Annotated in this window: 22 protein-coding genes; 12 read left to right on the top strand and 10 right to left on the bottom strand. The window is 63.6% G+C overall.

The window, feature by feature from the left end; genetic code table 11:
* Positions 1–26 precede the first annotated feature (26 nt).
* Positions 27–1,979, bottom strand: a complete 1,953-nt coding sequence (locus AC3IT0_RS11605; protein ID WP_489319955.1) for a M13 family metallopeptidase — start codon at positions 1,977–1,979, stop codon at positions 27–29.
* Positions 1,980–2,231: 252 nt separating this feature from the next.
* Here AC3IT0_RS11605 and leuA point away from each other — a divergent pair, with 252 nt between their 5' ends.
* The 3 genes from leuA (at position 2,232) to AC3IT0_RS11590 (ending at position 5,642) form a co-directional block, all read left to right on the top strand.
* Positions 2,232–3,971 (top strand): 2-isopropylmalate synthase, encoded by a 1,740-nt coding sequence (gene leuA, locus AC3IT0_RS11600; protein ID WP_489319954.1) that lies wholly within the window; start codon positions 2,232–2,234, stop codon positions 3,969–3,971.
* 85 nt (positions 3,972–4,056) lie between these two features.
* A complete protein-coding gene (recO, locus tag AC3IT0_RS11595) occupies positions 4,057–4,809 on the top strand; it encodes a DNA repair protein RecO (RefSeq protein ID WP_489319953.1) in 753 nt (250 codons plus the stop codon).
* 2 nt (positions 4,810–4,811) lie between these two features.
* Positions 4,812–5,642 (top strand): isoprenyl transferase, encoded by an 831-nt coding sequence (locus AC3IT0_RS11590; RefSeq protein WP_489319952.1) that lies wholly within the window; start codon positions 4,812–4,814, stop codon positions 5,640–5,642.
* Here AC3IT0_RS11590 and AC3IT0_RS11585 read toward each other — a convergent pair.
* The gene (locus AC3IT0_RS11585) at positions 5,597–6,607 is read right to left on the bottom strand and encodes an alpha/beta hydrolase (RefSeq protein WP_489319951.1); all 1,011 of its coding nucleotides are present in this window, start codon (positions 6,605–6,607) and stop codon (positions 5,597–5,599) included. The two genes, AC3IT0_RS11590 and AC3IT0_RS11585, sit on opposite strands and share 46 nt — an antisense overlap.
* Before the next feature lie 75 nt (positions 6,608–6,682).
* Here AC3IT0_RS11585 and AC3IT0_RS11580 point away from each other — a divergent pair, with 75 nt between their 5' ends.
* A complete protein-coding gene (locus tag AC3IT0_RS11580) occupies positions 6,683–7,756 on the top strand; it encodes a quinone-dependent dihydroorotate dehydrogenase (protein WP_489319950.1) in 1,074 nt (357 codons plus the stop codon).
* A gap of 86 nt (positions 7,757–7,842) precedes the next feature.
* Here the strand turns inward: AC3IT0_RS11580 and AC3IT0_RS11575 are convergent, their stop codons facing one another.
* Positions 7,843–8,445: a DUF3043 domain-containing protein gene (locus AC3IT0_RS11575; RefSeq protein ID WP_489319949.1), complete on the bottom strand. Its 603-nt coding sequence runs from the start codon at positions 8,443–8,445 to the stop codon at positions 7,843–7,845.
* Positions 8,446–8,500: 55 nt separating this feature from the next.
* Here AC3IT0_RS11575 and AC3IT0_RS11570 point away from each other — a divergent pair, with 55 nt between their 5' ends.
* The 5 genes from AC3IT0_RS11570 to AC3IT0_RS11550 all read left to right on the top strand — a co-directional run bounded on the left by AC3IT0_RS11570 (position 8,501) and on the right by AC3IT0_RS11550 (position 13,716).
* A complete protein-coding gene (locus AC3IT0_RS11570; RefSeq protein WP_489319948.1) occupies positions 8,501–9,946 on the top strand; it encodes a dipeptidase in 1,446 nt (481 codons plus the stop codon).
* Between the two features lie 184 nt (positions 9,947–10,130).
* A complete protein-coding gene (locus tag AC3IT0_RS11565) occupies positions 10,131–10,520 on the top strand; it encodes a HesB/IscA family protein (protein ID WP_489319947.1) in 390 nt (129 codons plus the stop codon).
* Positions 10,521–10,707: 187 nt separating this feature from the next.
* A complete protein-coding gene (gene ctaC / locus AC3IT0_RS11560) occupies positions 10,708–11,580 on the top strand; it encodes an aa3-type cytochrome oxidase subunit II (protein ID WP_489319946.1) in 873 nt (290 codons plus the stop codon).
* Positions 11,581–11,590: 10 nt separating this feature from the next.
* The gene (ctaD, locus tag AC3IT0_RS11555) at positions 11,591–13,318 is read left to right on the top strand and encodes an aa3-type cytochrome oxidase subunit I (RefSeq protein WP_489319945.1); all 1,728 of its coding nucleotides are present in this window, start codon (positions 11,591–11,593) and stop codon (positions 13,316–13,318) included.
* Complete coding sequence (locus tag AC3IT0_RS11550; protein ID WP_489319944.1) at positions 13,315–13,716, top strand: cytochrome c oxidase subunit 4; 402 nt, start codon at positions 13,315–13,317, stop codon at positions 13,714–13,716. Before ctaD ends, AC3IT0_RS11550 begins: the two co-directional genes overlap by 4 nt.
* 140 nt (positions 13,717–13,856) lie before the next feature.
* On the opposite strand, the gene AC3IT0_RS11545 is transcribed toward AC3IT0_RS11550, so the two are convergent.
* The gene (locus AC3IT0_RS11545; protein WP_489319943.1) at positions 13,857–14,150 is read right to left on the bottom strand and encodes an HPr family phosphocarrier protein; all 294 of its coding nucleotides are present in this window, start codon (positions 14,148–14,150) and stop codon (positions 13,857–13,859) included.
* Between the two features lie 188 nt (positions 14,151–14,338).
* Between AC3IT0_RS11545 and AC3IT0_RS11540 the strand changes: the two genes are divergently transcribed.
* The gene (locus AC3IT0_RS11540) at positions 14,339–15,130 is read left to right on the top strand and encodes a GntR family transcriptional regulator (RefSeq protein WP_489319942.1); all 792 of its coding nucleotides are present in this window, start codon (positions 14,339–14,341) and stop codon (positions 15,128–15,130) included.
* Between the two features lie 100 nt (positions 15,131–15,230).
* Here AC3IT0_RS11540 and qcrB read toward each other — a convergent pair whose 3' ends face one another.
* The 4 genes from qcrB to ctaE form a co-directional block, all read right to left on the bottom strand.
* Positions 15,231–16,901, bottom strand: coding sequence for a cytochrome bc1 complex cytochrome b subunit (gene qcrB / locus AC3IT0_RS11535; protein WP_489319941.1), 1,671 nt, complete (start codon positions 16,899–16,901; stop codon positions 15,231–15,233).
* On the bottom strand, positions 16,879–17,949 hold the full coding sequence (gene qcrA / locus AC3IT0_RS11530) for a cytochrome bc1 complex Rieske iron-sulfur subunit (RefSeq protein ID WP_489319940.1): 1,071 nt from the start codon (positions 17,947–17,949) through the stop codon (positions 16,879–16,881). The genes qcrB and qcrA overlap by 23 nt, the downstream gene beginning before the upstream one ends.
* A 98-nt stretch (positions 17,950–18,047) precedes the next feature.
* The gene (gene qcrC / locus AC3IT0_RS11525) at positions 18,048–18,836 is read right to left on the bottom strand and encodes a cytochrome bc1 complex diheme cytochrome c subunit (protein ID WP_489319939.1); all 789 of its coding nucleotides are present in this window, start codon (positions 18,834–18,836) and stop codon (positions 18,048–18,050) included.
* A gap of 87 nt (positions 18,837–18,923) precedes the next feature.
* Complete coding sequence (gene ctaE, locus AC3IT0_RS11520; RefSeq protein WP_489319938.1) at positions 18,924–19,598, bottom strand: aa3-type cytochrome oxidase subunit III; 675 nt, start codon at positions 19,596–19,598, stop codon at positions 18,924–18,926.
* Between the two features lie 111 nt (positions 19,599–19,709).
* Here ctaE and trpD point away from each other — a divergent pair, with 111 nt between their 5' ends.
* On the top strand, positions 19,710–20,768 hold the full coding sequence (trpD, locus tag AC3IT0_RS11515; RefSeq protein WP_489319937.1) for an anthranilate phosphoribosyltransferase: 1,059 nt from the start codon (positions 19,710–19,712) through the stop codon (positions 20,766–20,768).
* Positions 20,769–20,833: 65 nt separating this feature from the next.
* Here the strand turns inward: trpD and AC3IT0_RS11510 are convergent, their stop codons facing one another.
* Together AC3IT0_RS11510 and AC3IT0_RS11505 are read right to left on the bottom strand one after the other, a co-directional pair.
* Entirely contained in the window at positions 20,834–21,115 is a 282-nt protein-coding gene (locus tag AC3IT0_RS11510; protein ID WP_056340053.1) for an Lrp/AsnC family transcriptional regulator, read from the bottom strand.
* A gap of 122 nt (positions 21,116–21,237) precedes the next feature.
* On the bottom strand, positions 21,238–21,633 hold the full coding sequence (locus AC3IT0_RS11505) for a DUF3054 domain-containing protein (RefSeq protein ID WP_489319936.1): 396 nt from the start codon (positions 21,631–21,633) through the stop codon (positions 21,238–21,240).
* A gap of 98 nt (positions 21,634–21,731) precedes the next feature.
* Between AC3IT0_RS11505 and AC3IT0_RS11500 the strand changes: the two genes are divergently transcribed.
* Positions 21,732–21,944 (top strand): hypothetical protein, encoded by a 213-nt coding sequence (locus tag AC3IT0_RS11500; RefSeq protein ID WP_489319935.1) that lies wholly within the window; start codon positions 21,732–21,734, stop codon positions 21,942–21,944.
* Positions 21,945–21,953 lie beyond the last annotated feature (9 nt).

Genomic DNA, 21,953 nt, shown 5'->3' with positions numbered 1-21,953 from the left:
CCTCTCTGTGCGTCTGCTGGAGGTGACTACCAGATGCTGACGCGAGCCTCCTGCGGCATCCACATGCCGTCCTGGTCGGTCACACCAAAGGCCTCGTGGAAGGCGTCCAGGTTCTTGGCGATGGCGTTGGTCCTGAACTCGTTGGGGGAGTGGGGATCCGTGGCGAGCCTCCTGATGGCCTCTTCGGACCGGATCACCTGCCGCCAGCCCGCCGCCCAGGACGCGAAGAACCGCTGCTGCCCAGTCAGCCCGTCCAGCACTTCCGGTTCCTTGCCGTCAAGGCTGAGGAGGTAGGCCTTGTAGGCGATGGTCAGGCCACCAAGGTCGCCGATGTTCTCCCCGAGCGTCAGCTTGCCGTTGACGGTGTGCCCTGGCGCGGCATACGGGGACAAGGCGTCGTACTGTGCCACCAGCTTGGCCGTGAGCTCCTCAAAGGCCGTCCGGTCATCCTCGGTCCACCAGTTCCGCAGGGCGCCGCCGCCGTCGAACTGCGACCCCTGGTCATCAAAACCGTGGCCGATCTCGTGGCCGATCACCGCTCCGATGCCGCCGTAGTTGACGGCGTCGTCGGCGTCGGCCGTGAAGAACGGCGGCTGCAGGATGGCGGCCGGGAAGACGATCTCGTTGAGCATCGGGTGGTAGTACGCGTTCACCGTCTGCGGTGTCATGAGCCACTTGTTGAGGTCCACCGGTTTGCCCACCTCGTCCAGGTGGCGGTCGACGTCGGCGTTGTGGGCCCGCTCGACGTTCCCCAGGAGGTCCAGGGGGTCGATTTCCACCGCGGAGTAATCGATCCACTTGTCCGGGTAGCCGATCTTGGCCCGGAACGCCTCCAGCTTCCGCAGCGCCTCGGCCTTTGTTTCCTCACCCATCCAGGCAAGACCGGTGATGGACTGCCGGTAGGCCTCGATCAGGTTGCCCACCAAGGTCTGCATGCGGGCTTTGTGGGTTTCGGGGAAGTGCTTGGAGACGTAGATCTGCCCAACGGCCTCACCGAGTGCGGCTTCCACGACGGCGACCGCCCGCTTCCAGCGGTCCTTGTTCCGGGGGGTGCCGCTGATGGTTGTTCCGTAGAAGGCAAAGTTGGCATCCACGAACTCGGAGGACAGGTAGGGCGCAGCGCTGTTGACGACGCGCAGGGCCAGCCACTCCTGCCACACCGAGAGCGGTTCGGACTCCAGCAGGCCGGCAGCCCCACCGAAGAAGTCCGGCGTGCTGACGACGATCTCGCTGCGCTTGTCGGCGTCGATCCCGGCGGCTTCGAACCAGGTGTTAAGGAGCGGGAACAGGGTGGCCGCTTCCTCAGCGGACTTGAGGTTGTAGGTCTTCTGCGGGTCCCGCAGGGTGACGTTGTCCCAGTGGTGGGAAGCCAGGCTGGTTTCGAGCGCAACAACACGCGCGGCGGCAGGCTCCGGATCGGCCACTCCCGCCAGGGTAAACATGGTCCGGACATGCTCGCCATAGGCCTTGACCATCGGGGCGAACTTCTCTTCCCGGTAGTAGGACTCGTCCGGCAGGCCCAGGCCGCCCTGGCCGGTGTAGAGCAGGATACGGTCCGGGTTGCCCGCGTCCGGGGCCGGGTAGATGTAGAACAGCCCGGAAACGTCGGCCCGGAACAGCCGCCCCGCCAGGGCCACGAGGTCGGCAACGGTCGTGGTGCCAAAAACCTCGGCCAGGCGACCGCGGATGGGCTCCATGCCCTTGGCTTCCACAGTGGCTTCGTCCATGAAGCTGCTGTAGAGCTCGCCCACCTTCCGTTCTATCCCGCTGGCGGCTTCGCCCTTCGCGGCTGCCTCCTCGATGATGTCCCGGACCGCGATCTCCGCTCCGTCGCGCAGTGCGGTGAAAGTTCCCTCGAGTGGCCGGTCATCCGGGATTTCCGTGGCCTTGAGCCAGGACCCGTTCACGTGCTGGTACAGGTCATCCTGCGGCCTGACCGTGTGGTCAATGTTGGACAGATCGATCCCCGAGATGGGCACAGAAGCTCCTTCGTGTGACGTGCCGCGGCCGGCGCTGGCACCGGCGCGGCGTCTGCATGTTGGACGATAAGGACGGTGGTGCCCTCTCATCTTACGCACGCGTGCTACCCTCAAAAGGTGCGCGCAGAGCTCCTTCTTCTTAGCTGCCGCGGCGAGGCCTCAGACGCGATTTAGCGCAAGGCCCATCCTCGTCGCGGAGTTTGTGTTGCCCGGCCACCTTTCAGATAAACCACAGAAAAGGCCCCGATAGTAATGCGAAACGCACAGAAGCCCTCCGGAATGCCAGCCCACCGCTACCGTTCGTTCCAGGATCAGATCACCGTTGAACTGCCTGACCGCACGTGGCCGGACAAGGTCATCACCAAGGCCCCGCGCTGGTGCGCGGTGGACCTGCGCGACGGCAACCAGGCACTGATCGATCCCATGAGCCCGGCCCGCAAGATGAAGATGTTCGATCTGCTGGTCCGCATGGGCTACAAGGAAATTGAAGTCGGCTTCCCTTCCGCTTCGCAGACCGATTTCGATTTCGTCCGCCAGCTCATCGTTGGCAACCACATCCCGGACGACGTCACCATCCAGGTCCTCACCCAGGCCCGCGAGCACCTGATCGAGCGGACATATGAGTCCCTGGTCGGCGCCAAGCAGGCGATTGTCCACCTGTACAACTCCACGTCCGTCCTGCAGCGCCGCGTGGTGTTCAACCAGGACCAGGACGGCATCCTGGACATCGCGCTCCAGGGCGCCCGGCTGTGCAAGAAGTACGAGGAAACCCTCGTTGACACGCACATCACCTATGAATATTCTCCGGAGTCCTTCACAGGAACCGAACTGGACTACGCCGTCCGGGTCTGTAACGCCATCGCCGACGTTTTCGAAGCATCCGCCGACAGCCAGGTCATCATCAACCTGCCCGCCACGGTGGAAATGGCCACACCGAACGTTTACGCCGATTCCATTGAGTGGATGAGCCGAAACCTGCACCCGCGTGAAGGCATCATCCTGTCCCTGCACCCGCACAATGACCGCGGCACCGGCGTGGCCGCCGCCGAGCTGGGGTACCTGGCCGGCGCGGACCGGATCGAGGGCTGCCTGTTCGGCAACGGCGAGCGGACCGGCAACGTGGACCTCGTCACCCTGGGCCTGAACATGTTCGTCCAGGGCATCGATCCCATGATCGACTTCTCCGACATCGACGACGTCCGGCGCACCGTGGAGTACTGCAACCAGCTCCCCGTCGCCGAGCGTTCCCCCTACGGCGGCGACCTCGTCTTCACCGCCTTTTCAGGCTCGCACCAGGACGCCATCAAGAAGGGCTTCGAGGCGCTCGAGAAGGATGCGGCCGCAGCCGGCAAGGACGTCGCGGACTTCACCTGGCAGGTCCCTTACCTGCCCGTTGACCCCAAGGACCTGGGCCGCAGCTACGAGGCCGTCATCCGCGTCAACTCGCAGTCCGGCAAGGGTGGCGTGGCCTACCTGCTCAAGAACGAACACAGCCTGGACCTGCCCCGCCGTGCCCAGATGGAATTCTCCGGCGTGATCCAGAAGAATACCGACACCGTTGGCGGCGAAGTCAGCGGCGCCCAGCTGTGGCAGCACTTCCAGGACGAGTACCTGCCCTCCAGCCAGGCGGACGGCCAGTGGGGCCGCTACTCCCTCGGTTCCGTCAGCACCGAAACGGATGACGACGGCGGGATGACCCTGCACGCCTCGCTCACCGTTGACGGTGTCCAGGCCCGTCGCACGGGCACCGGAAACGGTCCCATCGCCGCGCTGTTGAGCATCCTGCGCGAGGACGGCATGGATGTCCGCGTACTGGACTACAGCGAGCACGCCCTGTCGGAAGGCGGCAGCGCCATGGCCGCAGCCTACGTGGAGTGTGCCGTGGGGGAGCGGGTCCTGTGGGGCGTCGGTATTGATGCCAACACCAGCATGTCCTCGCTCAAGGCCGTCATTTCCGCAGTCAACCGGGCCATCCGGGATTCCCGCGCCTGATTCGGAAGACGTTGCGCGCCGGGCAATGCCGGCGCGCAACGCACCGGCATTGCCGGCTTTCCGGAACTGAGTGCGAAGATTAACCGTGGTCCAACCATCCTTTGCTACCCGGTCCTACCGGGATGACGCCGTGGTGCTGCGTACCCACAAGCTGGGCGAGGCCGACCGCATCATCACCCTGCTGACCAAGCACCACGGACAGATCCGCGCCGTCGCCAAGGGAGTGCGGCGGACCAGCAGCAAGTTTGGGGCGCGGCTGGAGCCCTTTATGGTTGCCGACCTGCAGCTGGTCTCCGGAAAGACGCTGGACATCGTCACCCAGGCAGTTGCCAAAGGCGCCTACGGCAGCAACATCGCCGCAGACTATGGCCGCTACACCGTTGCCGCTGCCATGACCGAAACTGCGGAAAAACTGACCGACGTCGACGGCGAAGCCGGCACCGCCCAGTACAACCTGCTGGTGGGGGCGCTGGCCTCGCTGAGCCGGGCCGAACACGCACCCGGACTGATCCTTGATTCGTATCTCCTGCGGGCCCTCGCCACCGGCGGCTGGGCGCCGAGTTTTACCGTCTGTGCCCGCTGCGGCCGGCCCGGCCCCCATACGGCCTTTGCCGCTCCGCTCGGCGGCATGGTCTGCGCTGACTGCAGGCCACCCGGTTCGCCTGCGCCGGCGGCGGAAACCGTCGTTCTCCTCGGCGCCCTGCTGACCGGGGACTGGACGACGGCGGATGGTTCGCAGGTGCCGCACCGCCGGGAAGCCGCGGGGCTGGTGGCCGTCTACCTGCAATGGCACCTGGAACGTGTCCTGAAATCCCTCAAACATGTGGAGCGTGGCTGACTGTGGCCCTGGGAAAAAAGAAGAGCCCTTCGCGGCAACGGACCACCCCTGTGGTGGCACCGTACCCGCACCCGTCCGGTGCGGTTGCCCCGGCGATCCCCGCCGAATTCATCCCGCGTCATGTCGCCATTGTGATGGACGGCAACGGCCGTTGGGCCAACCAGCGTGGCCTGCCGCGGATTGAGGGCCACAAGGCAGGCGAGCCTGCGCTGCTGGACGTAATGGCGGGTGCTATCGAACTAGGCATTGAATACGTGAGTGTCTACGCGTTCTCCACCGAAAACTGGCGCCGGTCACCCGAGGAAGTCCGCTTCCTGATGGGTTTTAACAAGGACGTGCTACGAAGGCAGCGGAACCAGCTGGACGAGTGGGGTGTCCGCGTACGCTGGTCCGGCCGGCGTCCCAGGCTGTGGGGCTCGGTGATCCGCGAGCTGGAAGAGGCTGAGGAATTCACTGCGGGCAACAGCACCTGCACGTTGAACATGTGTGTTAATTACGGCGGCCGGGCGGAAATCACGGATGCCGTATCGGCGATCGCCGCCGAGGTTGCCGCAGGCCGGCTCAAACCCGGGGCCATCACGGAGAAAACCATCCAGAAGTACCTGGACGAACCGGACCTGCCGGACGTGGACCTGTTCCTGCGGAGCTCGGGGGAGCAGCGGCTCTCCAACTTCCTGCTGTGGCAGTCCGCCTACGCCGAGTTCGTCTTTATGGACACCCTCTGGCCGGACGTCGACCGGCGGACCCTGTGGGACGCCGTCGAAATCTACGCCCAGCGGGACCGGCGCTACGGCGGCGCCGTCGACGCCGCGCCCGGTTCAGCCGTACCGTAACCCCGGAGCCAGCGGGCCAGCCTCGCATAGGCATCGGCCCGAACTTTGGCAGGGGAAAGGAAGACGTCGTGGAGCGCGCCGTCGATCCGTTCCACCGTGACGCTGCGCCCGAGCGTCAGCGCGCGGAGGGCGATGATGTTGACGTCCAGTACCGCGTCGGTGCGCCGCATTTCCTCGGACCAGAATGGCCCGGTGGCGCTGCCCCGGGACAGCAGCACCAGGATGGGGATGTCGATGTCCAGGCCCCGGGCCACCCTGGTGTGGCCGGCCAGGATGGCATTGAGCCAGCCTGCGCGGAGCGGAAATGCCATGGGCGGACGGAACCTGTCGTCAAGCGGCCACTCGCCGTCGGCTGAACTGCTGATGGTCCGCCAATAGAACCCCCGCTCGGGCAGGCGCAGGACAGCCTCCGGCCGGAACCGCGCCACGGGTCCCACCATGGTGGACGCAGCACGGCGCACCAGCGAGCTGCCGTGCATCTCCAGCCACGGACTGTTCAGCACCAGCTGCGAGGCTGCTCCGGGGTGGTTGCTGACCCAGAGGGCGGCAATCAGGCCGCCGGTGGAGTGTCCCATCAGCGTGAGGGAGGCCTCGGCTTCCAGCTCCGGGGAGGCCGTGTCGGCCCGAATGATGGCGGTGGCCGCTTCGATCTCGGCGTCGTAGTCCGCCAGGTTCGCCACATAGCCGCCGGGCGTTTCCGGGCGCAGGCTGCGGCCGTGGTTGTGCATGTCCAGCGCGTAGAAGTCATAGCCGCTGCCTCTCCAGAACTGCGCGAGATCCACATTGAAGAAGTAGTCGCTCCAACCATGGAGGAACAGCACCGTCCGGCGCCGGCCGGTGGCCGCCGGTTTCCCCGCCGGACGGAAGCGCACCAGCGTGGCGGTGCGGTGGACGCCGTCGTCGCCCGCGGCCTCGAATGTGCAGGCCTCGAAACCAGCACCGAGGATATCTGGCTGCCACCTCATGGCTTTATGCTAGCCGTGGTGGCGTGTATGGCGGCCCGGTTTGGTCTGGACCGTCCGAGACGGAAAACTAGAACCATGCGCGTATATCCGACATTCTTCAGGCTGGCCTTTTCGTGGATGGACGCGGAACGCGCCCATAAGATCGGATTCAAGGGAATCAAGCTCGCCCACACTTCCGGCGCGGGACGGCTGCTGCACCGGTTCACGGCGCCAGCGGCCTCACTGCAGACTTCTGCCTTTGGGCTGACCTTCCCGTCCCCGTTCGGCCTCGCCGCCGGATTCGACAAGGAGGGGTTCGGCATTGAGGCCCTCACCGAACTTGGCTTTGGCCATGTCGAAGTAGGGACCATCACCGGGCAGGCACAGCCGGGCAACGAGAAGCCGCGCCTTTTCAGGCTGATCGAGGACCGGGCGGTCATTAACCGGATGGGGTTCAACAACGATGGCGCGGCCGCCGTCGAACCGCGCCTTAAAGCCGCACGCGCCGCCCTGCAGCGCAGGCACCCCAACGTCCGCCCCGTGATCGGGGTGAACATCGGCAAAAGCAAAGTGGTGAAACTCGACGACGCTGTGGGTGATTACCTCATCAGCGCCCGGAGCCTGGCGCCGGCCGCGGACTACCTGGTGGTCAATGTCAGCTCACCCAACACGCCCGGGCTGCGCCTCCTGCAGGATGTCCAGACGCTGCGCCCGCTGCTGGCCGCGGTGGGGGCCGAGGCGGACAAGGCGGCCGGCCGGCACGTCCCGCTGCTCGTGAAGATCGCACCGGACCTCAGCGATGAGGACATCGACGACGTCGCCAAGCTGGCCCTGGACCTCAAGCTGGACGGCATTATTGCCACCAACACCACGATCGGGCGTGAGGGGCTGGCGTCGTCGGCTGCGAAAGTGGACGAATGCGGCGCCGGGGGCCTGTCCGGGGCTCCGCTGAAGCAGCGTTCACTGGAAGTACTTCGCCGCCTCAAGGAGGCCACCGGGGGCGCGATCACGCTGGTGGCCGTCGGCGGCGTCGAGACGGCGAAGGACGTCCAGGACCGTTTGGATGCCGGGGCCACGCTTGTCCAGGGCTACACGGCCTTCCTGTACGAGGGGCCGTTCTGGGCGGCGCGGATCAACCGCGACCTGGCGAAAGCGCGGCGCAACCGCTGACTGAGACAACAAAACCCCGGCGGTAGGACCGCCGGGGTTTTGTTGTCTAAGAGGGGAGTGCTGCCGGGCCTGGCCCGGTGTGCACATCAGGAGGGGTATTGGCCGCGCTTAACAAGCGGCTTGGGCAGGCGCAGTTTGCGGAACTGCAGGGATCGCATGGAGCCGTACCAGACGGTGCCGCGCTCAACCTCGCCGAACTTCGCGGTCAGCTTCTTGCGGAGCTGCCTGGACAGAATGAACACGTCCACAAAAACGGCCAGGAACATCACCCAGAAACCGCCCAGGACATAAACCATCTGCTCACTGGAAGCCGGAACAATGAGGGAAATGATGACAAACACCAGGGCGCCGAACATCAGGTATTCGCCCAGGCTGAAGCGCGCATCCACGTAGTCGCGGGCATAACGCTTCTGCGGACCCTTGTCGCGCAAGGGCAGGAACTTCTCATCACCTGTATCGAGCGCCTGGCGCATTTTCGTGCGCTGGTCCTGGATAGCCTGGCGCTCAGCCGCTTTGGAAGCCTTCCGGTCCTCCGGCACCAGGGGCCGTTTGCGGGCAGCTTCCTGGGCCTTGCGCTTGGGCGTGGGCGTACCCTTGCCCAACGCGGCATCCTGCCGGGCTGCCGCTTCAGCGGCCTGCTGGTCTATTGATTGCTGCGCCGTTGGCGCTTCCTTTTTACGTCCGAACACGTGAACAGAATACCTTGCGGGCCCAAAGAGATCCGGCGCGGGTATTGTGTTCGCCATGACTCCCACCCCAGCAGCCAATCTGTCCGACGCCAACACCCCCGGCTCCGGTCACTTTGCACGTGCCATCGACGCGGACGCACTCAGGCTGTCCGTAACAGGTTCCTTCGACACCACCCTCGACCGGCTCAAGGAACTTGTGGCCATTCCCGGCATCGCCTGGCCGAGTTTCGATCCTGCCCCCTTGGAAGCCAGCGCGCAGGCTGTCGCTGAACTTTTGCGGGCCGCCGGAGTGGAGGACGTCCAGGTCCTGCGCAGTAACAAGGACGACGGCACGCCCGGCGGCCCCGCCGTTGTCGCACGCCGCCAAGCGGCAGAAGGTAAGCCGACCATGCTCCTGTACGCCCACCACGACGTCCAGCCGCCCGGAGGCCCGGCGCTGTGGGAAACGGAGCCGTTCGCCGCCGTCGAACGGGACGGCAGACTGTACGGCCGTGGAGCTGCCGACGACAAGGCCGGGATCATGGCGCATGTGGCCGCCTATGCTGCAGCGACCGAGGTTCTGGGCGCGGAATTCGGCCTTGGTGTGACGTTCTTCTTTGAAGGGGAAGAGGAAGCTGGTTCTCCCACTTTCCGTTCCTTCCTGGAAACGCACCGGGAACTGCTGCGGGCCGATGTGATCGTGGTGGCCGACTCCAGCAACTGGAAGGTGGGCATCCCCGCCCTGACCACCAGCCTGCGCGGCCTGGTGGACGGAACCATTGAAGTCCAGGTGCTGGAGCATGCTGTCCACTCGGGCATGTTCGGCGGACCCGTGCTGGACGCGCCAACCCTGCTGTCCCGATTGATTGCCACCCTGCACGACGCAGACGGCAACGTGGCCATAGAAGGCCTGGTCTCGAATGACAACGTCGGCGTGGAGCTCACGGAAGCGGAGTACCGTACCGATGCGTCCGTGCTCGACGGCGTCCGGCTCGCCGGTACGGGAAGCATTGCTGCCCGGTTGTGGACCAAGCCTGCGCTGTCCATCATCGGCTTCGATGCTCCCGCCGTGGACGTGGCGTCAAATACGCTTCTGCCGCGGGCGCGTGCCAAGTTCAGCCTGCGCCTGGCGCCTGGCCAGGACCCGGCGGCCGCGATGGAAGCCGTTCAACGGCACGTACAGGCCAATGCGCCCTTTGGGGCGAGGGTGGTGTTCACTCCCGGGGAAAGCGGAAAGTCGTTCCTTGCCGATACATCCTCAACGGCCGCGAAGTTCGCAATGTGGGCGCTGGGGGAGGCCTGGGGTGTTCCGGCGGTGGAGATGGGGATCGGCGGGTCGATACCGTTTATCGCGGACCTGATGGACGTCTATCCGGACGTCCAGATCCTCGTGACCGGTGTTGAGGACCCAGATTCGCGTGCCCACAGTGCCAACGAGTCCCTTCACATTGGCGATTTCAAGAACGCAGTGGTGGCCGAGGCGCTGCTCCTCGCCCGGCTGAACGCCGAAGGCCTGGCCTAAATCCGATGCAGCTCTGATGCCGGCACTATTCCACTGTTGGGAACAAGCATCGTTCAAGCATGGTTACGTCAGGAGTTAGAGCTACACGTCTGACCGAAGTAGCATGTAGCTATAGCCCGTACCGTATCCGTAGGGGCAGGCGCCGCTGAAGCGGGGCCGCCAGGACCGTCCAAAGGTAGGCCAAATGAGCACCGCAACCAACGAGAACACCACCGAGACCGCCAGCGCTGCCAGCGATGAACTGGCTGCACACGAGGTCAAACTGACCGACGTCGCAGCCGGCAAGGTGCGCAGCCTCCTGGAGCAGGAAGGCCGGACCGATCTCCGCCTCCGCGTTGCCGTCCAGCCCGGCGGCTGCTCCGGCCTCATCTACCAGCTGTACTTCGACGAGCGCCTCCTCGACGGTGACGCCGTCCGTGACTACGACGGCGTTGAAGTTGTGGTGGACAAGATGAGTGTGCCGTACCTCAGCGGTGCCAGCATCGACTTCGAGGACACCATCTCCAAGCAGGGCTTCACCATCGACAACCCCAATGCCGGTGGCTCTTGCGCCTGTGGTGATTCGTTCCACTGACCCGGTTCTTTCGCCCGATGCCGGCGCCTGCTTTCGGTCTGCCAAAAACGGCACGGAGGCACGGCGCCGACATGTGGGCGAAACGCCCGGCAGAGCGGTAAGCTCTACATCGAGTAGTAAAACTTTTAGTGTGCCCGGAAGGCCCCTTGGGTGGCCGGGCAACAGCAACAAGTAGGAAGGGCCGTCTGTGAGTTCGCAGAACCGAACCGGCAGCCGACGCAAAACGATCACTACGATCTCAGGCTTGGCAGTTGCCGGCGCGTTGGTTTTGACTGGATGTTCGCCAGAGGTAGAGAAGGGGTGGCTGCCCACCGAGCGTGGCACCACCAATCACACTGACCGGATCATGGACCTCTGGGTCAACTCATGGATTGCAGCCCTGGTTGTGGGCATCATCACGTGGGGTTTGATCGTTTGGTGCCTTGTCGCCTACCGCCGCCGCAAGGGCACCGTGGGTTTCCCGCGGCAGACCAGCTTTAACCTCCCGCTGGAGGTCTTCTACCTGACCATCCCGCTGTTCATGGTCCTGGTGTTCTTCTACTTCACCGACCGCGACCAGCAGGCCATCGATGACCGCTCCCAGCCGGCCGACGTCGTTATTGACGCCCGCGGCAAGCAGTGGGCCTGGGACTTCAACTACAAGTCCGGCGAGGTCATCTCCGAGGATGTCCACGAAGCAGGCGTGCAGGCACACCTGACGGGCAACACCATCGACAAGGAAGCGCTTCCGACGCTTTACCTGCCGGTTGGAAAGTCAGTGGAACTCGAACTGAACTCCCGCGATGTCATCCACTCTTTCTGGGTTCCCGCCTTCCTGCAGAAGCGCGACATGATCCCCGGCAAGACCAACTACATCAGGTTCACCCCCACTAAAGAGGGAACCTACGACGGCAAGTGCGCCGAGCTCTGCGGAGAGTACCACTCCGAAATGCTGTTCCGCGTGAAGGTTGTTTCTGAATCCGAATTCCAGGCTCACATGGACAAGCTCAAGGCAGATGGCAACACGGGACTCCTCGGCGAAGAGTATGACCGCAACCCGAACCTGAACGAAATTAAGTAAGGGGAGCGACGTGGCTACTTACACCCAAACCGCACCTGCCGGAACCCTTGAGGCTCCCGTAGTTCCTAGGTCCAAGGGACGCATCGTCGTCAACTGGATCACCTCCACCGACCACAAGACCATCGGGTACATGTACCTGATCGCGTCGTTTGTGTTCTTCTGCCTCGGCGGCGTTATGGCTCTGCTCATCCGGGCCGAACTGTTCGAGCCCGGTATGCAGATCCTGCAGACCAAGGAGCAGTACAACCAGCTGTTCACGATGCACGGCACCGTGATGCTCCTGATGTTCGCGACGCCGCTGTTCGCCGGCTTCACCAACGTCATCATGCCCCTGCAGATCGGCGCCCCCGACGTCGCGTTCCCGCGACTGAACGCACTGGCCTTCTGGTTCTTCCTCTTTGGCTCAACCATTGCGGTGTCCGGCTTCATTACCCCTCAGGGCGCGGCGTCGTTCGGCTGGTTCGCCTACGCGCCGCTGTCCAACACCACGTTCAGCCCCGGTATCGGCGGTGACCTGTGGGTCTTCGGCCTGGCGCTGTCCGGCTTCGGCACCATCCTGGGCGCGGTCAACTTCATCACCACCATCATCTGCATGCGCGCCCCGGGCATGACCATGTGGCGGATGCCCATCTTCACCTGGAACGCCCTGGTGACGTCCATCCTCGTGCTGATGGCCTTCCCGCCGCTGGCTGCCGCCCTGTTCGCGCTTGGCGCCGACCGCCGCTTCGGTGCACACATCTTCGACCCGGAAAACGGTGGCGCCGTACTCTGGCAGCACCTGTTCTGGTTCTTCGGCCACCCCGAGGTTTACATCATCGCCCTGCCGTTCTTCGGCATTGTGTCCGAGATCTTCCCGGTCTTCAGCCGCAAACCGATCTTCGGCTACAAGGGCCTTGTCTACGCCACGATTGCCATCGCAGCCCTGTCCGTCACCGTGTGGGCACACCACATGTACGTCACCGGCTCGGTCCTGCTGCCGTTCTTCGCCTTCATGACCATGCTCATCGCGGTCCCCACAGGTGTGAAGTTCTTCAACTGGATCGGCACCATGTGGCGGGGATCGATCACGTTCGAGACTCCGATGCTGTGGAGCATCGGCTTCCTGATCACGTTCCTCTTCGGCGGTCTGACGGGCATCATCCTGGCTTCGCCGCCGCTGGACTTCCACGTGTCTGATTCCTACTTTGTGGTGGCGCACTTCCACTACGTGGTGTTCGGCACCGTGGTGTTCGCGATGTTCGCAGGCTTCTACTTCTGGTGGCCCAAGTGGACCGGGAAAATGCTCAACGAACGCCTCGGAAAGATCCACTTCTGGCTGCTGTTCCTCGGCTTCCACGGCACGTTCCTCATCCAGCACTGGCTGGGCGTTGAAGGCATGCCCCGCCGCTACGCCGATTACCTGGTGGAGGACAACTTCACGTGGATGAACCAGTTCTCCACGATCGCCTCGTTTGTGTTGGGCGCTTCCCTGATCCCCTTCTTCTGGAACGTCTACATCACCTGGCGCAGCTCCGAGCGCGTCGAGGTGGACGATCCCTGGGGCTTTGGAGCGTCGCTTGAGTGGGCTACGTCCTGCCCGCCGCCGCGCCACAACTTCACCTCGCTGCCCCGGATCCGTTCAGAGCGTCCCGCCCTGGACCTCCACCACCCGGAGCTCTCGCAGGTACATACCGTTGAATCGCCTGCAGCCGCGGCAGCGGTGCTCGGTAACGCCGACCAGAAGGACACCGCCAAGTGAAAATCGAATCATGGATATTTGGAGCCGGAGTTTTCTTCTTCGTGCCGGTTTCCCTGGTCTACGGGTTCCTGACCAATTGGAGTGAATGGGTCGGAACGCTTGGGATCCTCCTCGTAGGTGGGCTCTCCGGTATGATCGGCGGCTACCTGGGCTTCACCGGCAAGCGAATCGGGATGCGTCCCGAGGACCGCCATGACGCCGAGATCCACGAGGGCGCCGGCGAGCAGGGGCACTTCAGTCCCTGGAGCTGGTGGCCGCTGGTCCTGGGCATATCGTGCGCTGCTGGATTCCTGGGCCTCGCAGTGGGCTGGTGGATTGTGTTCATCGCAGCTGGCCTCGCACTCGTAGCCCTCGTGGGCTGGGTGTTTGAGTACAGCCGTGGGGACCACGCCCACTAGGAGCCGCTGAGCTTCAGCAGAGATTTTCCAAATTACGACGGCGGGCCCCACCTTTTCGTGGGGCCCGACGTCGTTCTTGTCAGTTCGGTTCGCGTCGATTTGGGGCGGGGGAGTGACGGGACAATGGCCCCTGGGAGGGGCTAGCCGGCTCCCTGTGACTCCAGGAGGTCGGCCAGCCTGCGGAGGGCATCCTCGGCGTCGCGGTGACTGACAGGGCCGCTGACGGCGGCTTCGGGGACTGAAAGCTCTACTTCGCAGCCGAAGTGAAAATCGGCAGTCATGACTTCAAGCAGGGAACGGGCGTCGACACCCTGGATGCCGGCCTTGCGGATGGTGACGGGAAGTCCCGTTTCGGTCACTGCCCTGACGAACATCGCGGCGGGACGGGCATGCAAGCCGACTGACGCTGACACAACGGCCTTATGCACTGGCAAGGGGTCTCCCATTTTTCCTGACGGCCCCCACACCGTCATCGCTAAAGTTCCTGTCCAATATATCGGGCTGGATGGCTGCGCGACCAAACGGGGGTGCAGGGCCGGTCCGTTGCCTGAACTGGTCTAGTCCAGCGGGCGCTGCTTGCCCTAAGCTTGGACAGTGAAAACTGAAGCAAGGACGCATCTCCGTGGCTGCTGATGCCCGCGGCGTTGCCGGTGAGATTGACCGCAGCAGCGGGACAGCCATCTACATCCAGCTCAGGGAGATTCTCCGGGCCTACATCAGCGATTCCTGTCCGCCTGGATCTGCCTTGCCCTCGGAGCGGGATCTTGCCCTGCGGTTCGGGCTGGCCCGGATGACTGTCCGGCAGGCCATCGATGCCCTCGTCGGCGAGGAAGTCCTCGAACGGGTTATCGGCCTCGGCACCTTTGTGCGGAAGCCCAAACTGGATCTTCAGGTGAAACTCACCTCGTACAGCGAAGAGATGCAACGCCGCGGAATGGTCCCGGCCGCCAAGGTCCTGAGCTTTGAACAGATCGGCGCCAGCGCCTTCCTGGCCCGTGAACTTCAGGTGGAGGAGGGGACGCCGCTGGTGCGTTTCCGCCGGCTGCTGCTGGCGGACGGAGAGCCCATGAGCGTGGACGAGAACTTCATCCCGGCGCAGCGGGTTCCGGGTCTCCTGGACGGCGAGCCCCCAACATCGCTCTACAACGTGCTGAGTGAGCAGTTCGGCCTCGTGATGGAGTGGGGGGAAGACATGATCGAAGCGACGGCCGCTTCCCCCTCTACGGCGCGGCTGCTCAACGTCGACGTCGGCGCCCCCTTGCTCAAAATCCAGAGGCATGCCTTTGTTGCCCGGGCGATGGTGGACTACTCCGTTTCGTACTACCGGGCCGACCGCTACAAGCTGTGGGTACCGCTCCAGCGGCCTGGTGCGAGACCGGCCCGGAACCAATCGCTGGGCTACCGCAACCACTAACAGCGGGCGGCAGCTGCCGCTGCAGCGGCGGCTTCCCGTAACAGGAAAGGCCCGGTCCATGTGGACCGGGCCTTTCCTGTTGGAGCCTAGCTGCTGTGAGTTAGTGGCTGAGGCTCTTGGTTTCCTCGCCGGCTTCTACTGCCGGTGCGTGGCCGTGTGCGGCCTCCAGCTCTGCCGGCGTCGCCGGCGCAACACGGTCCTCGAAGAACCACTTGGACAGGAAAGCACGCTGCTTTTCCTTGCGCGTCACAATGCCGTGGTCGTTGGGGACCGCAGGCAGCGGTGAGGGGGATTCGAATCCGACGAGCTTGTAGCGCTTGTACTCATCCAGCGGTGCGTGCACTTCGATGAATTCGCCATGCGGAAGGCGGACAATGCGTCCAGTCTCCCGGCCATGGAGTGCGATTTCGCGGTCCTTGCGCTGGAGGGCGAGGGCTACCCGCTTGGCAACCATAAACGCGATGACCGGGCCAATGAAGAACAAGGCGCGGAGCCAGTACGTCACATCGTTCAGGGACACCTGGAAGTGTGTGGCGATGAGGTCCGAACCAGCGGCTGCCCACATCACGCAGTACCAGACGAAGCCGGCCACGCCGATGGCGGTGCGGGTGGGGGCGTTCCGCGGACGGTCCAGGACGTGGTGTTCGCGGGTATCCTTGGTGATCCAGCTTTCGATCCACGGGTACATGAACATCACCGTGAACAGGATTCCGGCCGGCACCAGGGCCGGCAGGAGGACGTTCAGAGTCAGCGTGTAGCCAAAGATGACGTACTCAAACTGGAAGTCGCCAATGATGCCGGGCATCAGGCGCAGGGCACCATCAACAAACCCGATGTACCAGTCAGGCTGGGTGCCGGCAGAAACCGGCGACGGGTCGTAGGGGCCGTAGTTCCAGATCGGGTTGATCGTGAAGAAGGCCGCCATCAGGGCAATGACACCGAAGACGATGAAGAAGAAGCCGCCTGCCTTGGCTGCGTATACAGGGCCGAGCGGGTAGCCAACAACGTTACCGTCGTTGCGGCCCGGGCCGGGGTACTGCGTGTGCTTGTGCACAACCACCATGAACAGGTGCAGGACGATCATCAACAGGATGAGCGCGGGCACCAGCAGGATGTGCAGCATGTACAGGCGGCCAATAACAGCCGTTCCCGGGAACTCGCCGCCGAAGAGGAAGAAGGAAGTGTACGTTCCAACCACGGGGATGGACTTGATAACGCCGTCGATGATCCGCAGGCCGTTGCCGGAGAGCAGGTCATCGGGGAGGGAGTAGCCAGTGAAGCCCGCTGCCATGGCGAGGATCAGCAGGACGCTGCCAACAACCCAGTTCATTTCACGCGGTTTGCGGAAAGCGCCCGTGAAGAAAACGCGCAGCATGTGCACCGCGATCGAGGCGACGAACAGCAGTGCGGCCCAGTGGTGTACCTGGCGCATGAACATGCCGCCACGGATGTCGAAGGAAATGTCCAGCGAGGAGCTGTACGCCACGGACATCTCGACGTTCTTCAACGGCAGGTACGAACCGTCGTAGTGGGTCTCCGCCATGGACGGATCAAAGAAGAACGTCAGGAACGTGCCCGAGAGCAGCAGGATGACGAACGAGTAGAGGGCGACTTCACCGAACATGAATGACCAGTGATCGGGGAATACCTTGCGTCCGAACTCGCGCAGGATTCCTGATCCGCCAACTCGGGCGTCAACAAAATCGGTGATGCGTCCGGCTTTAGTCTTGGCGACGAAGGCGGGGGCTTCAGCTCTTGATGCTGCGCTCATGCTCATCACGCTCCCAGTAACTCGGTCCTACAGGTTCATTGAAGTCGCTGGTTGCGACCAGGTAGCCCTCGGCGTCCACTGCGATCGGCAGCTGGGGGAGGGGCCGGCTGGCCGGGCCAAAGATCACTTTGCACTCGTTCGTGAGGTCAAAGGTGGACTGGTGGCACGGGCACAGCAGGTGGTGCGTCTGCTGCTCATACAGGGCAACGGGGCAACCGACGTGGGTGCAGATCTTGGAGTAGGCAACGATTCCGTTGTAGCTCCAGTCTTCGCGGCCCTCGGAGGGGTTCAGCGAGGCGGGGTCCAGACGCATCAGCAGCACAACTGCCTTGGCTTTCTCGTTGAGCTTGCCTTCATGCAATCCGTTCAGGCCCTCAGGAATTACGTGGAAAGCCGAGCCGATGGTGACGTCAGAGGCCTTGATCGGCGTGCCGTCGGGGTCGCGGGTGAGGCGCTTGAGCTTGCCCTCCTGCGGTGCCCACATGGTGTGGGCCAGCGCACGGTCGGGGCGGGGGCCAAGGTCACCGAAAACCGCAATTGCGGGAAGCGGGGCCAGGGCCATTGCACCGAGCAGCGTGTTGCGGATGAGCGGACGGCGCTTGATGCCGGTCTCTTCCACGATGTCATCCACGATCCGGACTGCCGCCAGGCGGTCTTCTTCGGTGCGGATGGGATGGCGTTCTTCGGAGACTTCATGGTCCGGCATCAGGGCCTTAGCCCAGTGCACAATACCGGTGCCGATACCGAGCATCGCAAAAGCGGTGCCAAGGCCCAGCAGGGCGTTCTGCAGCCGGATGTCGGCGATGCTTGCGCCTTCACCCAGGTCGATTGCGAAGTACGCCACCAGGAAGATCAGGGTGCCGACAACTGACGCGCCGAAAAGAACGGCGACCTGCCGTTCTGCACGCTTTGCGGCCTTCGGGTCCGTGTCGGCCAGGCGCAAACGGTGCGGGGGAATTCCAGGATCCTGGAACTTCTCCACCTCATTCTGACCAGCCGTAGCTACGGTGCCCGAGTGGTTCGGACTGCCGTCACTATGGTTGCCCATAATTCGCCTCATCCTTCTCTCGTCCCGGCGTCTGCCGGGTTAGTTTTCAATTTCAAACTGCTGACTGGGCAGCAGAAGTTCTTAATATTCCGTTACGCCTAAGACGTCCGGGACGTAAGCCAGATGGTGAAGGCGATGATGACACCCAGGCCTGCAATCCAGACGAAGAGGCCTTCAGCGACCGGGCCGAGGGAGCCGAGGTCAGCGCCGCCGGGTGACCCGTTGGCCTCGATCTGCTTCAGGAACGTGATGATGTCGCGCTTGCCCTCAGGCGTGACGTTGGTGTCACTGAATACGGGCATGTTCTGCGGCCCGGAGACCATTGCTTCGTAGATGTGCTTGCCGGAGACGTCGGCAAGGGCGGGAGCGAACTTGCCACGGGTGAGTGCACCGCCGGCGGCTGCCGCGTTGTGGCACATCGCGCAGTTGACGCGGAAGAGTTCTCCACCCTTGGCAGCGTCACCCTGCTCATCAAGCAGGTGCTCTTCAGGAATTGCCGGGCCGGCTCCCAGGGAAGCCACGTAGCCTGAAAGCTGGTGGGTCTGCGTATCGTTGAACTGGGCCGGCTTCTTGTAGGCCTGTGGGCCGTTCATCTGCATGGGCATCCGGCCCGTACCGACCTGGAAGTCAACCGACGCAGCACCGACGCCAACCAGTGAAGGGCCATCCTGAGTGCCGCTTGCGCCCATGCCGTGGCAGGTGGCGCAGTTGGCTTCAAAGAGCTTTTCGCCCTCGGCGGTGTCAGTGGAGCTGTAGCTGGTGGTGGATGCCTTGGCCTCGTTGGCGGTGGTGGCAACGGCGTAGAGCCCACCAGTGACGAGGAGTCCCATCAGTAGCAGCGCGATTACTGCGAGTGGGTGACGCCGCTTTTGCGAGAGAGCCTTCACGTGGTGGTTCCTTTATTCGATCGTGCGCCGGCTCCGTGAGCCGCTTCTTGAAATTCTGCCTCTTGTAGAAAAGGAATCAAAGCTTGACTACTTCAGTACGTAGATGACCAGGAAGAGGCCGATCCAGACAACGTCCACAAAGTGCCAGTAGTAAGACGTGACAATCGCGGAGGTTGCTTCGAAGTGGCCGAACTTCTTGGCTGCGAACGAGCGTCCGATGATGAAGAGGAACGCTACGAGGCCGCCGATGACGTGCAGGCCGTGGAAGCCGGTGGTTATGTAGAACGCTGAGCCGTAAGCGTTGGATGAGAGCGAAACGTGCTCTGAAACAAGCATCGCGTATTCCGTTGCCTGGCCGGCGACGAAGAACGCGCCCATGACGAAGGTCAGCGTGAACCATTCGTTCATGCCCCAGCGGGAGAACTGGAACGGGCCGCCTGTCTTGCGGGGCTGCAGCCGTTCGGCGGCGAAGACGCCCATCTGGCAAGTAAAGGAACTGGCCACGAGGACGATCGTGTTGACGAGCGCAAAGGGGAAGTTGAGCTTGGCTGTCTCTTCTGCCCACATCTGGCCGCTCGTGGAACGCAGCGTGAAGTACATGGCGAAGAGACCGGCGAAGAACATCAACTCACTGGACAGCCAAACTACGGTTCCGACAGAAACCATATTGGGGCGGTTCAGCGTGGGGTGCGCCGGGGTACTGGGGGCATGGGTCGCAGATGTCACATAGACATTATGTCTATAAAAGTCCGTAGTTCCCAACGCGAACCGCCTTTTCGGGGGACTTTTTCTACAAAGACGCGAAATCACTGCGAAAAGTTCCCGGCGACGTTCACATTGGTCAGGTCCGGGGTGGCTCGATAGCATCAGGAGGTGACTTCTCAGGCAACCGCGCCGGCGGACAGCAACACCTGGCCGCGGCTCATATCGGCACTTATCAACGGTACTGACCTCGCAGCGGACAGTACCGCTTGGGCGATGGACAGCATCATGTCCGGGGAGGCGACTCCGGCCCAGATAGCCGGATTCCTGGTTGCCCTCAGGGCCAAGGGCGAGACTGTCGACGAAATCTCGGGCCTGGTGGACGCGATGCTGCGCCATGCCACACCCATCGATATCCCCGGCGAAAAGCTGGACATCGTTGGCACCGGCGGTGACCAGCTCAACACCGTCAACATCTCCACCATGTCCGCCCTCGTTGCAGCAGGCGCAGGAGCGAAAGTCGTAAAGCACGGCAACCGTGCAGCGTCATCGTCCTCCGGATCGGCTGACGTGCTTGAAGCCCTCGGGGTCAGGCTCGACCTCCCCGTGGCCCAGGTGGCGCGCAACGCGGGGGAGGCCGGAATCACATTCTGCTTCGCCCAGGTATTCCACCCGTCTTTCCGTCACACAGCCGTACCCCGCCGGGAGCTCGCCATCCCCACCGCTTTCAACTTCCTGGGCCCGCTGACCAATCCTGCCCGGGTGCAAGCCTCGGCAGTAGGAGTGGCGAATGCCCGGATGGCTCCGCTGGTTGCAGGCGTCCTGGCGAAGCGGGGGAGCCGTGGCTTGGTTTTCCGTGGCAACGACGGATTGGATGAACTGACCACCACCGGCCCCTCCACCGTCTGGGAAATCCGCGACGGTGCCGTCTCTGAGCTGGATTTTGAGCCAGCCGAGCTGGGCATCCGTCCCGCGACCGTAGAGGAACTCCGTGGCGGGGACGCCCAGGCGAATGCCGCCGTCGTCCGTGATGTCCTTGCCGGCAAGACCGGCGCCGCACGTGATGCGGTGCTGCTCAACGCCGCCGCCGGACTGGTGGCCTTTGATGTGGCCTCCCAGGGCCCGTTCCTGGAGCGTATGCGTTCGGCGCTTGCCCGGGCGGCAGAGTCGATTGATAGCGGTGCCGCCGCTGCTGTCCTCGACAAGTGGGTATCACTGACCCGGCCGTGACGTTAGCGCAGGAAAAGACGCGGGCCCGGCTTTTCAGCCGGGCCCAACTTTTTTACGGGGCGGTCCTACTGTTCGAAGCCGAGCGCAAAGGCCGCATCGAGATCGTGCTGCGAGTAGGCGCGGAACGCGATGTGTGTGGTGGTGTGGACCACCGCGGGTACCTTTGACAGCTTGTCGGCAATGACGTCAGCCAGATCCTCGTGCCGGGCGACGCGGGCGACGGCGATGAGGTCCCATTCGCCTGTGACGGAATAGACCTCGCTGATGCCCGGGATCGCGGAAATTTCCTCGGCGGTTTCCGGGATACGCGCGGCGTCGGTCTTGATCAGAACGAATGCGGTGATCACTGTTCAATCCTTCCGGATCTGTTGGCCGTAGCTGTGCCCGGCAATACTCTGTGGTGATCCCCAGCCTATTACATGGGCGGTGGGTCATCAGGCGTGGCCCGGACGCGTGGCCGGCGGCGCTTTCAGGACTTTTTAAGCCTGCGTACCAGCGCCAGAAGTGCCCGGTAGCCCACCAGGAACAGCCCCAGGCTCAACAGCGCAACAACCACGAAGGCAACGACCACGGTCTGTCCCGTCACCGCCCTCAGGATCATGCCGCCGGCAACGGTGCCGAGCCAGATCACGACGCCGGTTGCCATCGATAGCGGACGCCGCCACGCCCGCCCCGCGAACCAGGCGATGGCAGCCCCGGCCAGGAACGGCCAGGCGGTAAGGAACACGCCGGTGACGATGTCGCCGCGCTGGTGGGCGTCCCTGCCGATCGCCGCGAAAACGAGGATGAGGACGGCGTCGGAGAGTGCCGCGACGGTGATGGCGCGCCTGCCGCCGGTTACGGATTGCTGCTGGGTCCAGGTCATGGCTTCGAGCCTAGCGCCGTGGCATCGGCGACGCCGAACGGAACACTGAGGGCCCGGTCCTGATGCTTGCCCGGCTGTGGGGGATTATGGAAGATGGGGTGGCGGACGTCCGGACCAGCATCAGCGTCCTGCAGGGCACGGGAGTGGAAGTGGTGGCGCTGCCGCAGGTGATGTTTCACCATGCCGACGCCAACCTGGGTCCGGCGGGAACCGATGAGTGGATGGCCTTCATCCGTGACTCGGAAGGGAACACCGTGGGACTGGTCAGCCGGCATCCTCCGGCCGTTGTGCAGGGAACGGCCCCGGTCTAGGCTCTAGCC

Source organism: Pseudarthrobacter sp. KH_020_B (assembly GCF_057840185.1).
Note: the sequence above shows the minus strand (reverse complement) of the source record. Positions and strands in the feature narration are given on the sequence as shown.